Genomic DNA, 11,892 nt, shown 5'->3' on the forward strand with positions numbered 1-11,892 from the left:
AGGTCGTCGTGCACCGGCGGCCCCGCCTGGCGGGAACGGCCTTTCTTCCTGGCGTGCAGCGAGAAGATCTTCTGCATCGAGCAGATCCGCCACACCCGGTTCTCCGAGGCAGTGAACCCGCGGCGGGCGAGTTCGTCAGCGATGAACCGGTACCCATCGGCCGGATCGTCGGCATGGATCTCGAGCGCGGCGTTGATCAGATGCGCGTCGTCGAAGTCCCGCTGACAGACCGGGGCAGCGCACCACTGGTAGTAGGCCTGCCGGGAGATCCCCAGCACCCTGCACGTCACCGCGGCCGGCACCCGCACGGGGGCGCCGGCCGCGGCCAGTTCACGGACGAGCGGGAAGGCTATTTTCCCGGCAGATTGCCCTGCGCCAGGTAGGCCGCGGCCTTGCGCAGGACCTCGTTCTCCTGCTCCAGCAGCCGGTTGCGTTTACGCAGCTCGCGTAGCTCGGCGGACTCCTCCCGGGTCACTCCGGGCCGGGTGCCGTCCTCGACGTCGGCCGCGCGCAGCCAGTTGGCCAGGCACGATTCGGAGATCCCGAAGTCTTTGGCGACCTGCTTCAACGGGGTCTCGCCGCGGCGAGCGACGGCGACGACGTCGTCACGGAACTCGCGGGGGTAGGGCTTGGGCACGATGACATCCTTCCAGGCGAGGCCGAAGCCTCACAGGTGAGGTGTCAACCAGACCCTGGGCAGACCCGATCGCCGATCATCATGTCGACGACCTCGGCGGCGTCGCCGATCGTCTTGACGTACTCCTCCAGCGTCAGCGGCGCCGACGTGCACGTCACCGCGACTTCAGGCCACAGGCGCCGGCAGGTCGCGAACGCCCGCCGTTCCATGTACGGCATCGAGATGAGGAGCACGGAGTCCGGTGCCAGCCCGGCCCCAATGAGCAGGTCGCGGGAGAGTGTGATGTTGGCGCCGGTGTTCGCGGCCTCAGGCTCGACCAGGATGGCGGTGTCCGGCACGCCCAGCTCCAGGGCGCGCTCGCGGAAGTGGACGGCTTCGCCGCGCGGGAAGATGGCGGCGGTGTCCCGGCTGGTCGCACCGGTGAAGACGACGGTCTGGAACATGCCGCGGTGGTACAGCTCGGCCGCGTACTCGGCGACGCCGATGTCGTTGCATCCCAGCGCGATGGCGACGTCGCACGCAGAAATCTCGTGGTGGACCTGGTGGAAGTCCCACACGAGCTCGGCGTCGTGCCACTCCACATCGGTAAGTTGCCGCATCACGGCGCGTTCGTACTCCCTCGGGTCGCGTGCGCGGGCTTACGCCTGGCGTTCGTACGCACGGCGAATGCCCGAGATGGCCTGTAGCTGATGCATCATCCCGTACTGCGTCGAGGTCGCGGCGGCGCCCTCCAGGAGCTTGAGCCCGTTGTCGGCCGTGGCGGGGTCGGACAGCAGGAGGTGGCCGTGCGCGGTATCGAGGCGAACGCGCTGCATGGGTGCGTCGCCGGGCCGGTGGTCGAGCGCAACCTGGAAGGCAGCGCCAGCTTGGCGTAGGTCGCCATCACCACGGTGCGCCAGGGCCAGCTTCTGGAATGCGACCGACCAGTCCTGCGGCTCTTCGAGAGCCTCGAACTGCCGGATGGCGGGCTTGATGAAGGTGATGGCGTCCGCATTCCGGCCTGCCTTGCTGAGCGCGGTCCCGACCCAGAGCTGGGCGCGGGTGCGGTCGCGGGCGTCGAGGCGGGTGTCCGAGGCCAGCTGCCGGTACTGCTCGGCAGCAGGCTCGTGGTTGCCGCCCATCTCGTCGAGAACAGCCAGCTGGAGTTCGAGCTGCGCGACCCGCCGGTCGGCACCGAGCTCGCGGAAGACCGCCATGGCGCGTCCGTAGCTCTGCCGGGCGGACATCGGTCCGGTGAGGACGCCTTGGTCCTGACGCAGATCACCGAGAAGCCGTAGCGACCGGCCGTAGAGGTAGAGCCCGCGGTCATCGCCGCTGGGGACCAGTCGGCCGGTCCAGCGATCCAGCAGGAGCTTCGCCAGGTCGAACTCCTGGCGGCCGAGGCAGACGGCGACTCGGTCCAGGTCGTCGGCCCACGTTTCGTAGTCAGCGCTCGGACGCGACACCACCGTGGCGCCTTCGGCCAGAAGCTCTTCGAGGCCGCGCGACGTGACGCCGAGCGCCCTCGCGAGTTTCGGCCGCTTGTAAGGAAGCGGCTCCGACTTTCCGCGTTCCCACTGTCCGACGGTAGTTGTGTCGAGGCCCAGTTCGATGGCCAGCGTCTCCTGGGTGTAGCCAGCTGCCTTACGAGCGCGGATGAGCCCGTGGCGCCGCGTACCCATGATTCACTCCCTCGATCACCGCGTGAGGTCATCAGATTACCGCAGGTCAGAAGGCTGGACGCAAGATCTCCTACAGATTCGCCCCGGATGTACGCCCTGGTGTTTCAGCTGGACGACCCACGAAGGTCGATTTCGGCACCCCGGTGGCTGGTCGACAACCTCGCCTGCCCCTCTGCCGCCGGGGGTGCCACCCAAAATCGGCGACAACTGAAACCCATGACCCCGAACCAGAAATCAGAAGGCGAGCCCGCCCGTGCTCCCGCATGGCCGGCCGAGGAGGACCTGGCTCTGTACGTGCTGCTCAGCCGCGTACTCCACGGGCTTCGTCACCTTCCCGAAACTTCTTCAGCTGGCCAACGTAAAAGCTAAGGACCGCATGATGAACTCAACGCACAAACCTGTCGTACTCGCCGTGAGCGTCGGACTGCGCGACGCGCGCAAACGCCGGAAGATCGGGCTCCGCGAGTTGGCTCGTATGGCGGGAATCAGCGCCCAGAAGCTGTCGAACGTGGAACTGGGGACAAACACCCCCGAGCCCACGCTGGTCGCCCACATCCTCGGTTGCCTCCGAGTCAGCCGTACCGAGTTCGACCAGATCATGAGTATCGCCAAGCAGGTTGACGTCCCGAACTTCGTCGACCAGTCCGCGTCGCCGCTGATCGATCTTTTGTGGACATACGAGCAGCTTTCGAGCCAGATCATAGAGTGGGCGCCATTCTGCCTCCCGGACCTCCTACTGCCACCCCCGCAGCCCGCCGCGGCTCAGGAGCAGGCCGGACGCCACGACGAGGAGCTGCTTCACCGCCAGTGTCGTCGGCAGACGATGGAGCGAGGTGGACGCCGGTACGTCTTCCTCATCGGTGACGAGGCCTTGCGAATGGTCTGTGAGGAACCCGACGGCGCGGAGCAAATCAGGCAGCTCCGCGAAACAGGACGCCGCAAAGACATCACAATTCGAGTCATCCGCTCCGGGCTCGGTGCCGCGGCACCCTTCACCCTCTTCGAGGACGGCACCGAGCCGATCGCCGTCGCGCTCAAGCACAGCCACTGCACGACGTACGGTACGGACAGGTCCGTGTTGAACAAGTACCACGACACCGCGAAGGCGCTGCTGGGGCGCGCCTTCACCCAGTCAGCGACGATCGAAGCCTGGCTCGATTCCCTGCAAGCTCGGGCGTCGTGATGGCCGCCGCCGTCATCTACATCGACCCGTTGACGATCCAGCCGGTCCTCAACGGCAAGTGGCACCGAACGGATCTCATCGCGGTGCCGAAGCCAGGCCAAGCCGTCACCATGCTCTGCGGCGAATCCGGCCTGGCGGAGTTCAAACCATCGCGTGAACGTCGAGACGAACACGTCCATCAGCAATGCGAGTCGTGTGACGACGTTTTCCGCCGAAGGAAGGGAATACCCTCACGACGCGATCGGATCGGTTACCGCTGAAGGCTTTCAGATCCGGGCTGCGTGCTCCGGCCAGACGACCGTAACGTCCAGCCCCCGATCCCTCGCGGCGTCAACGACATCCGCGGTGCCACCGTGGCCACCTGACTCCCCGCCGTCCCACACCGCGACCATCTTGTCCACGATGGACAGAACGTGTTCACTGGCGGCCATGTAGGCGTCGCGGTTCGACTCGGCGAACGGCATCGTATGGACGCTCGCGTTCTCGATGAGACTGTCGAACTCGGCCGCGTTCTCCGGCTTGACCTTGCGCTCGCGGTAGTCCGCCGCCGGCAGCACAACTTCGAGCGTCCCACCAAGCTCCAGAACGACTCGGGCGAAGACCTGGTCGGCGCCCCGGGCCAAGCAGGTGACCCCCACGAGATCGTCGCGCTGTGCCGTCAGGAGCTCGCGGAGCTCGCCGGCCACGAGCTCGGCGGTGGCGTCGGTCAGGTTCGAGTGACCGGTGATTCCGATGCGCACCACGGAGTGTCCTTTTCCTAGACGGCGAGCTTCGCTGCGACGACCTCGCGGACGTCGCGTACGGCAGGAACCGTAGCGAACGCCCCTGCTTCCCGATGGAAGTCCCGAAGCTTGACCCCGACCCGGCCGGACGTCCACGGCGCAGCATCAGGCAGGGCTACGCCGATCAGCTCGGCGGCGCGTTCCGGCTCACGGGTGATCAGGTGGGCGCGAGCAAGCCCGATGAGGTCGAAGACGCGGTTGCGGACACGATCGGGATCGCGCAGGGCGATCGCGCGGCCGATGTAGTCCTGGGCTTGGGCAGCGTGCCGGGCATCGTGCCGAGCCAGGTCGCGGTAGCGGGCGCCGATGACGCCCATCAGCTCGGCTTCGTCCAAGCTCCGGACCGAGGGCGTTGCCGCGTCGCCGTCGCGAAGCCCCTCGCTGAAGTAGTCCTCGGCGAGCCGGACGGACCGGCGGAACGCGGGCGCGGCACCGAGCTGGGCGTGCGCCCATGCCTCGCGGGTGGCCAGGACAGCTCGCAGCCGCGGGCTGGCTGTCCGGCGGGTGGCGTACTGCGCCAGTTGCACGACCTCCAGACCGTCGGCCGGCCGGTCGAGGTCGAAGCACTGCCTGGCCAGCGAGGCGAGGGCGACCGCGGCGAGGGCGTCATCGCCGGCGACGTGGGCCAGCTGAGCCGCCAGCTTGAAGTAGCGCTGCGCCGCGCCATGCGCAGCTTCGTCCCAGGCCATCGTCGCGACGATGTCGGCGAGCTCGGCGCCGACGCGGAAGGCGCGACGCGTCTCCGCGGTACCGGACGGAGCCTCCTTCAGGCGGCGAAGGTGGGAGTCGAGCTGTGCCACCGCGGTCGAGCGTGCGACGGTCCCGCTGGCCGAACGCCAGCGACGAACGAACTGGACGAATTCTTCTGTCGAGGTCAGCTCGGCCACGGTAAACGCGGTCGACGTCCGCCGCGGCGCAGCGGCAGCGGCCGGCCAGAGGAACGGAGTCAGCTCGGCGGCCAGCGCCGAACCGGCCAGAACAGCAGCAGTCGCGAGCAGACTCCGGCGAGAGGTCGGCATGAGGTCCTGTTCGGTCGCGGTGACCGCCCTGTCGACGACGGCGTCGGCCTGCCACGCGCTGAACGACGACGGTACGGCAGGGCCGGCGGAACTCGCGGGCTTGGCGAAGCCAAGCCCGGCGTCGTCCGAGGCGCCCAAGACGTGCCGGAGAGCGGCTCGATAGGCCACGCTCGGCCACCGGACAACACCACGCTCGAGCTTCGCCACGTAGTGCGCGTCGAAGGGATACCGGGTACGGGTCGTCTCCCACAACCAGCGCGTCACCCCGGCGGCGACATCGGCTCGGCATGCATGTTCACCAGGCACACTCGGCGAGGGCAGCCGTTCCCGCGCTGCCCGCAAAAGGCGATTCGGCTCTGGCACGTACCCTCCCCGGTCACGCCGAGTGTAGCCACGCCTGCGCGTTGAGTCACCGCGTCAACTGATCTGCCCCGATCTGCCCCGTGCCTCCCCGCGACGCCCCCGAGCTTGGCCTCCCTCCCGGCAGCACAGCCGCCGAAGCTGGGTTCGTCCAGCACTCCGAACCCGAGGAGAACTCGATGTCGATCACCATCAGCACGCACCGAACCGGCCGATCCCTCGTCTCCGCAGACCTCTTCCAACGCCTGACCAGCCGCATCGTCACGGCCGAACGTTTCGAACGCGACCTCGCCGAACGCATTCTGGACCAGGCCCTGGCGTTCCTCGCCGCCTGCGGCTCCAACGTCGGCGCCCCGCTCGCCCCGAGCGAGCTGGTCGACATCGGCTGGCACACCTTCATCCTCGACACCCACGAGTACGCCGCCTTCTGCGATCGCGTCGCCGGCAGGTTCCTCCACCACGTGCCCACCGACGGCGAGAACACCGGGGAATCACCCGCAGCCGTCCTCGCCCGGACGACCACGGCCATGCGGCGGCTCGGCTTCCGCCTCGACGACGCGCTGTGGCCGCGTACCGCGCTCGGCAGCTGCACGGGCTGTCACAATGGCTGCCACGAAGACCCGCCGCCGGTCGCGGCCTAGGAGGACGGACAGAATGCCGCGCAGCACATGGGAAGCCTTGCCTGCCGCGGTGCGAACCGCGATCGAGCGCGAAACCGGCCGTGTACACGACGCCGTACTTCCCGACGCGGGCCGCAACTCCGACTTCTCCGCCACCCTGCACACCGAGACGGGCACCATCTTCTGCAAGGGCATCGCCGACGCGGACGGCAAGCGCGGCCGCATGCACCGCCACGAAGCCGCGGTCAACCCGCTTCTCCCGCCCGAGGTCGCTCCTCGGCTGCTGTGGCGCGCCGAGGCCGACGGCTGGCTTCTCCTCGGCTTCGAGCACTCGCCCGGCCGCCACGTCGACCTCTCCCCGGGTTCCGCCGACCTGGCCCCGGTGCGGGACGTCGTCACGGCGATGGCAGCGGGCCTGAGCACGGTGCCCGTCGACGCGCCGTCCCTGGCGGACCAGTGGGCCAGGCTGGCGGCCTGGCGACGTCTCGCCAAGGACACTCCCGGCGACCTCGATCCGTGGGCCCGCGACCACCTCGACGAGCTGACGAACTGGGAGACCACCGCGATCGCGCAAGTCGCAGGCAGCACGCTTACCCATACCGACCTGCACTCCTTGAACCTGCTGAGCAACGACGGGAAGGTCCAGATCGTCGACTGGGCCTGGTCGCGAAACGCCAATCCGGCAGTCGATCCGGCCTTCCTCGTCACCCGTCTCATCGAGGCCGGCCACGCTCCCGCGGCTGCGGAGACCTGGGCGGAACAGCTGCCGCTCTGGCAGCGAACCCCCGCCGAAACCAAGACGGCATTCGCGGTCGCGATCTGGGGCATCTGGGATTACCTCGAACGTCACCAGCCGCTGGCCCACCGCGCGGCCCTCACCGCAGCCGCCCGATCTTGGGCTCGCTTCCGCCTAGGCCTCTGAGGTTCATCTGCCGCTGTGGCTACAGGGCGGGCCGTTTCGCCGCATGGCGATCCGGGCGCGGAACGACTGCGCCACCGGGCCATCCGGCAGTGGCGCGGTCCACCGGTAGGACGGGGCACGGGCCACGGCGGCTGCCACCAGCGTGCGTCCGAAACCGAGACGCCGGTACTCGGCGGCCACGTGGACGTAGTCCAGGGTTGCCGTCCGGCAGCTCGCACACGGGCTGGCAGTCACCACGCCAACCTCGGTGCGGTCGAGACGGAGTTCGATCCGACCAACCAGCGTTCCCGCGGCCGGTGGATGGGCGACGAGGACGAGCCCGTCGCCCGGGTCCGCGTTGGGCTCGTGTTGAACCGTGACGTCGAGGTGCGCCCATTCGGCCAGGCGCCGGGCCCCGGGATCGCAGCCTTCCTGTGCGCGACAGACCTCGCAGAGCGTGCCGTGCAGCCGGTAGCGATGACTGTAGGGCTTGAGCTTGTCGTAAAGGTCCAGGTCAAGCCGGTGACCACGGAGGCAGACGATGAGCTTGCTGGTCGCCGGCCGAACCGGAATCAGCCCACCGAACTCGCCACGCGCGCCTGATCGAACGGCTCCACCGACTTGGCGGTCGATCATCGGTCACCTCGTAACGGTCCCCGCCGGTTCGAGCGCGGCGACTGCGACCTGCGGATCATCCAGCGACCTCGGTCAGCCCACGACCGGCAGACGCCTCGACGACGGCGATAGCACCGCCGGGGCCTGGGAGCTGCAGCGCGACGGCGCGCGGCCGGGCCGCAGCGCCGCGCCCACAACTGGTCGCGACGACCTCGCGGAACCTCAGGTGACCGAAGCCGTCGTCGGTGAGACCGCGCCACCGACGGTTCGACACACGCAGCTCGAGGTCGGCGTTGGACAACGGGCCGGCGGCAAACAGGACAGCGCCTCGATTGCGAACCCGTCCGGCCAGTCGACGAGCCAGCTGCGGCTGCATTCCACGCGCGACGGTGGGCCCGAGCACGACCAGGTCGAACCCATCGATCAACGCGGATAACACGGCGGCGACCTCAGCTCCGGGGTGGGGAATGAGAGCGAGCCGGTCGAGGGCGACACCCAGCTCGGCCGCCGCCGCGAGACCAGCCCCGGGCATGCCGGCGATCGCCGCCCACGATCCTTCTCCAGTCGCCTCTGCGAGCAACGCGAATACCAGCGCGGTCGAACCCGCGACCGAGATCGCGCTGCCGCGCCGCAACCCGCCTGGCACCAGTTTGGCGAGTGCTGGCGCCAGCGGCAGGGAGCCTGTGGATGCCGACGTATCCGGGTTCGGCTCGCCGAGCTTCGCGGCTGTACGAACACCGGGTATCGCCGCGAGCCCTGCGACCGCCTCCGGTATCGCCATCTCGCACCTCCAGCACCACGAACACGCGCCGGAGACGCCCACGCGGGGAAGTCGCGAGCGAACCCAGACCATCGAACACTTGTTCGGATAGTGCAAGACGGGGGGAGCACTGTCAAGTCGGGCCGGCCAAGTCCCCCTGCCGTGACCGCGCCAGCAACGCGTGGCAGCAAAGCTATGCTTCCGAGCCACGGGCACTTCGTAGTGCTCACGAGAGATTCCGAGGTGAACAACGTGGACGCAAAGCGACTCTTCATCCAAACGCTTCGGGACCTCGACGAGCGGTCGCAGTCGGCGGACGAGTACACGATACTGATGTCGGCGGCATTACTTCGGAAGTTGCTCTTGGACGAGCGACGGTTGATCGACCAGGTCAATCGAACCCACAACCTGAGAATCCGGTTCAGAATCAGCGGTGTGTCACCGATCGAGCAGTTCAACTACGACAATCCTCCAGCTTTCTACGCCATCGAAGACGCCTTAGATGTAGTGACCATGGACGTTGTTGACGGTTGAGCGGCGCGTCGGGTTGATCACGACGAAGACCTCCGTGTGTGGTGCTGGTGTCTGACGCCACCACCGATCACAACGGAGGTCTTCGTGCCCCACCGTAACGCCCGGTTGACCCCGCACGGCCGCAGGTTGCTCATCGACCGGGTCACCGCCGGCCGCCCCGTCGCCCACGTCGCCACCGAGCTGGGCATCTCCCGCGCGACCGGACACAAATGGGTCCGCCGCTACCGCCAGCACGGCAATAAAGGCCTGCTCGACCGCTCCTGCCGGCCACACCACTCACCACGGCGCGTCCCGGACCACACCGAGCAGCAGATCATCGATCTGCGCCGGACCCGCCGGCTGGGCCCGGCCCGCATCGCCGGGATCCTGCACCTGCATGCCTCGACCGTGCACCGGGTCCTGACCCGCCACCACATGCCGAAACTGGCCTGGCTGGACCGCCCCACCGGCCAGCCGATCCGCCGCTACGAACGCGACCGACCCGGCGAACTGCTCCACGTCGACGTGAAGAAACTCGGCCGGCTCCGCGACGGCGGCGGCTGGCGCGCACACGGCCGCGACAGCCTCGAACGCCGCCGAGCCCGCTACGGCACCCGCGTGGGCTACGAATACGTCCACTGCGCCATCGACGACCACACCCGCATCGCCTACGCCGAAATCCACCCCGACGAAACCGCCGCCACCTGCGCCGGCTTCCTCCGCCGCGCCGCCACCGCCCTGGCCGAGCTGGGCATCGACCGGATCGAACGCGTCATGACCGACAACGCCCTGGCCTACCGCCGGTCCCACGCCTGGCGCGATGCCCTGACCGAGATCGGCGCCCAAGCCCGTTTCACCCGCCGCTACCGACCGCAGACCAACGGCAAAGCCGAACGCTTCAACCGCACCCTCGCCGAAGAATGGGCCTACGCCCAACCTTTCACCAGCTCACAACACCGAGCCACCGCGCTGCCGGAGTTCCTGCACCACTACAACCATCACCGAGCCCACACCGCACTCGGCGGCCGCCCACCCATCACCCGAGTCAACAACCTCACAGGGCACAACACCTAGCTGATGAAGCCCGCCGACTTCAGCCAGTCGCGGGCGACGTCCGCCGGCTTCTGGCCGTCGACGCTCACCTTCTTGTTCAGCTCGGTCAACGTCGGCGTGTCCAGCTTCGCCGCGATCGGGGTGAAGACCTGCTCCAGCTGCGGGTACTTCTGCGCCACCGCCGACGCGATCGAGATGGCCGGGTTGTACGTCGGGAAGAAGTGCTTGTCGTCGTCGAGCACGACGAGCTTCTGCCCCGCCACGCGGCCGTCCGTCGTGGCCACCTCGCCGAAGCCGCAGGTGTCGCCCTTGCCGACCGTCGGGTAGATGACCGCGTCGTTGAGCAGGTGCTCCTGCGGGGCGGGCAGGTCGAACCCGTACGTCTTCTCCAGGCCCGGGAAACCGTCGTCGCGGCTCTTGAACTCCGGGCCGATGCACGTCGACGCCGCCGCCGGGTCGCGCTTGACCAGCGCCGCGTAGTCCGAGAGCGTCTTGACGCCGGTGCGCGCGATCGCCGCCGGGTTGCCGGCCAGCGCGTAGGTGTCGTTGGCGGGCGAGCGGGCCCACCAGGTGACTTTGTTGGCGGCGTCGGCCTGCTTGACCGCGTCGTACTGCGCCTGCGGGTCGGCGATCGGCTTGGTCTGCTTCAGGTAGCTGATCCAGGCGGTGCCGGTGTACTCCCAGTAGAGGTCGACCGCGCCGCTGGTGAGCGCTTGGCGGACGTTGCTCGAGCCGGTGATGTTGGTCTTGTCCTGCGGGCTCGCGCCGGCCGCCTGCAGCGCGACGACGGCGATCTGGCCCAGCAGCAGCTGTTCGTCGAACTCCTTGGAGCTGACCCGGATCTGCGCGCCGCTCAGCGCGTCGATCTTCTTGATGGACCCTTCGCCCACTTGGGCGCCGGACTGGTCCTTGCCGATCGTGCAGCCGGCGGCGAGCACCACGACGAGTGCGGAAACGGCGGCGATCGTGCGTCGCATGGTGTCCTCCTAGGGTTGGGTTCCGCGCGGGTGCAGGACTTCCTCGGCGAGCAGGCCCAGCCAGTCGGCGAAGAGCGCCAGCGCGGCGACGACGATGCCGAAGGTCAGGCTCAGCAGCGGGCGGTACAGCCCGATCCCGGCGACCAGCCCGCCGCCGAGGCCGCCGCCGTCGATGAACGTCGCCAGCGTCGCGCTCGCGACGGTGAGCACCAGCGCCGTCCGGATCCCGGCGAGGATCACCGGGACCGCCAGCGGGAGTTCGATCCGCCACAGGATCGCCGTCTTCGTCATGCCCATGCCGCGCGCGGCGTCCACGAGCGTCGGGTCGACGCCGTCGAGCCCGACGATCGTGTTGCGCAGCACCGGCAACGTGGCGTAGACGACCAGCGCCGTCACCGCCGTCGTGGTGCCCGTGCCGATCCACAGCGCGAGCAGCACGACGAGCCCGATCGACGGGATGGCCTGGCCGAGGTTGCCCAGCCCGAGCCCGATCGGCCGGGCCCACCGCGACCCGGCGCGGGTGAGCAGGATGCCCAGCGGGAGCGCGATCGCGATGGTGCAGACCGTGGAGATCAGCGTCAGCCGCAGGTGCGCGCCGAGTTCGGCGAAGATCTCGGTCGCGTTGAGGTAGCGCTGCTCGATCGAGTCGATGGGCTGCGCGCGCACGATCAGGAACAACGCCAGCAACGCGAGGGCGAGCAGCACCGGGCGCACCAGCAACCCGAGCCGGCGCCGCCGTGGCCGTTTCGCCGCCGGCGTGGTCGTCTCGGGCGCCGGCGCGGCCGGGGGTGGCTCGGCGGCGGGCTCGAGC

At 68.7% G+C, this 11,892-nt stretch carries 14 protein-coding genes and 1 pseudogene; 6 read left to right on the top strand and 9 right to left on the bottom strand.

Annotated features, from left to right (window positions below; translation table 11 throughout):
- The 3 genes and pseudogenes from G3I65_RS57525 to G3I65_RS25645 form a co-directional block, all read right to left on the bottom strand.
- A pseudogene (locus G3I65_RS57525) lies at positions 1-637 on the bottom strand (transposase); the annotation flags it as partial.
- Between the two features lie 44 nt (positions 638-681).
- Positions 682-1,236, bottom strand: coding sequence for a YdcF family protein (locus G3I65_RS25640; RefSeq protein WP_163046753.1), 555 nt, complete (start codon positions 1,234-1,236; stop codon positions 682-684).
- A 39-nt stretch (positions 1,237-1,275) separates the two neighbouring features.
- On the bottom strand, positions 1,276-2,298 hold the full coding sequence (locus G3I65_RS25645; protein WP_160698376.1) for a helix-turn-helix transcriptional regulator: 1,023 nt from the start codon (positions 2,296-2,298) through the stop codon (positions 1,276-1,278).
- A 412-nt stretch (positions 2,299-2,710) separates the two neighbouring features.
- Here G3I65_RS25645 and G3I65_RS25650 point away from each other — a divergent pair, with 412 nt between their 5' ends.
- Together G3I65_RS25650 and G3I65_RS25655 are read left to right on the top strand one after the other, a co-directional pair.
- Complete coding sequence (locus G3I65_RS25650) at positions 2,711-3,481, top strand: Scr1 family TA system antitoxin-like transcriptional regulator (protein WP_160698377.1); 771 nt, start codon at positions 2,711-2,713, stop codon at positions 3,479-3,481.
- Complete coding sequence (locus tag G3I65_RS25655) at positions 3,481-3,741, top strand: hypothetical protein (RefSeq protein ID WP_160698386.1); 261 nt, start codon at positions 3,481-3,483, stop codon at positions 3,739-3,741. Before G3I65_RS25650 ends, G3I65_RS25655 begins: the two co-directional genes overlap by 1 nt.
- 6 nt (positions 3,742-3,747) lie before the next feature.
- Here the strand turns inward: G3I65_RS25655 and G3I65_RS25660 are convergent, their stop codons facing one another.
- Positions 3,748-4,224, bottom strand: coding sequence for a hypothetical protein (locus G3I65_RS25660; protein WP_160698378.1), 477 nt, complete (start codon positions 4,222-4,224; stop codon positions 3,748-3,750).
- A 14-nt stretch (positions 4,225-4,238) separates the two neighbouring features.
- Positions 4,239-5,489 (bottom strand): hypothetical protein, encoded by a 1,251-nt coding sequence (locus G3I65_RS25665; RefSeq protein ID WP_309235694.1) that lies wholly within the window; start codon positions 5,487-5,489, stop codon positions 4,239-4,241.
- A gap of 332 nt (positions 5,490-5,821) precedes the next feature.
- Between G3I65_RS25665 and G3I65_RS25670 the strand changes: the two genes are divergently transcribed.
- Together G3I65_RS25670 and G3I65_RS25675 are read left to right on the top strand one after the other, a co-directional pair.
- Positions 5,822-6,283, top strand: a complete 462-nt coding sequence (locus G3I65_RS25670) for a hypothetical protein (RefSeq protein WP_160698379.1) — start codon at positions 5,822-5,824, stop codon at positions 6,281-6,283.
- A gap of 13 nt (positions 6,284-6,296) precedes the next feature.
- Positions 6,297-7,184 (top strand): phosphotransferase family protein, encoded by an 888-nt coding sequence (locus G3I65_RS25675; RefSeq protein WP_160698380.1) that lies wholly within the window; start codon positions 6,297-6,299, stop codon positions 7,182-7,184.
- A gap of 3 nt (positions 7,185-7,187) precedes the next feature.
- Here G3I65_RS25675 and G3I65_RS25680 read toward each other — a convergent pair whose 3' ends face one another.
- Entirely contained in the window at positions 7,188-7,799 is a 612-nt protein-coding gene (locus G3I65_RS25680; RefSeq protein WP_160698381.1) for a GNAT family N-acetyltransferase, read from the bottom strand.
- A 55-nt stretch (positions 7,800-7,854) separates the two neighbouring features.
- The gene (locus G3I65_RS25685; protein ID WP_239071441.1) at positions 7,855-8,559 is read right to left on the bottom strand and encodes a hypothetical protein; all 705 of its coding nucleotides are present in this window, start codon (positions 8,557-8,559) and stop codon (positions 7,855-7,857) included.
- Positions 8,560-8,790: 231 nt separating this feature from the next.
- Between G3I65_RS25685 and G3I65_RS25690 the strand changes: the two genes are divergently transcribed.
- Both G3I65_RS25690 and G3I65_RS25695 read left to right on the top strand, forming a co-directional pair.
- The gene (locus G3I65_RS25690; RefSeq protein ID WP_160698382.1) at positions 8,791-9,072 is read left to right on the top strand and encodes a hypothetical protein; all 282 of its coding nucleotides are present in this window, start codon (positions 8,791-8,793) and stop codon (positions 9,070-9,072) included.
- A gap of 84 nt (positions 9,073-9,156) precedes the next feature.
- On the top strand, positions 9,157-10,125 hold the full coding sequence (locus G3I65_RS25695; RefSeq protein ID WP_160698383.1) for an IS481 family transposase: 969 nt from the start codon (positions 9,157-9,159) through the stop codon (positions 10,123-10,125).
- On the opposite strand, the gene G3I65_RS25700 is transcribed toward G3I65_RS25695, so the two are convergent.
- Both G3I65_RS25700 and G3I65_RS25705 read right to left on the bottom strand, forming a co-directional pair.
- The gene (locus G3I65_RS25700; RefSeq protein WP_160698384.1) at positions 10,122-11,081 is read right to left on the bottom strand and encodes a glycine betaine ABC transporter substrate-binding protein; all 960 of its coding nucleotides are present in this window, start codon (positions 11,079-11,081) and stop codon (positions 10,122-10,124) included. The two genes, G3I65_RS25695 and G3I65_RS25700, sit on opposite strands and share 4 nt — an antisense overlap.
- A 9-nt stretch (positions 11,082-11,090) precedes the next feature.
- Positions 11,091-11,892 (bottom strand): ABC transporter permease (locus G3I65_RS25705; protein WP_160698385.1); only part of this gene is annotated, 802 nt, incomplete at its 5' end.

Origin of the sequence: Amycolatopsis sp. SID8362 (assembly GCF_010550475.1) — a bacterium.
GTDB lineage: Bacteria > Actinomycetota > Actinomycetes > Mycobacteriales > Pseudonocardiaceae > Amycolatopsis > Amycolatopsis eburnea.

Coding starts and splice junctions, on each gene's coding strand:
- G3I65_RS25675 (WP_160698380.1), top strand. CDS start 6,297: ATGCCGCGCAGCACATGGGAAGCCTTGCCTGCCGCGGTGCGAACCGCG.
- G3I65_RS25640 (WP_163046753.1), bottom strand. CDS start 1,236: ATGCGGCAACTTACCGATGTGGAGTGGCACGACGCCGAGCTCGTGTGG.
- G3I65_RS25655 (WP_160698386.1), top strand. CDS start 3,481: ATGGCCGCCGCCGTCATCTACATCGACCCGTTGACGATCCAGCCGGTC.
- G3I65_RS25670 (WP_160698379.1), top strand. CDS start 5,822: ATGTCGATCACCATCAGCACGCACCGAACCGGCCGATCCCTCGTCTCC.
- G3I65_RS25680 (WP_160698381.1), bottom strand. CDS start 7,799: ATGATCGACCGCCAAGTCGGTGGAGCCGTTCGATCAGGCGCGCGTGGC.
- G3I65_RS25700 (WP_160698384.1), bottom strand. CDS start 11,081: ATGCGACGCACGATCGCCGCCGTTTCCGCACTCGTCGTGGTGCTCGCC.
- G3I65_RS25645 (WP_160698376.1), bottom strand. CDS start 2,298: ATGGGTACGCGGCGCCACGGGCTCATCCGCGCTCGTAAGGCAGCTGGC.
- G3I65_RS25685 (WP_239071441.1), bottom strand. CDS start 8,559: ATGGCGATACCGGAGGCGGTCGCAGGGCTCGCGGCGATACCCGGTGTT.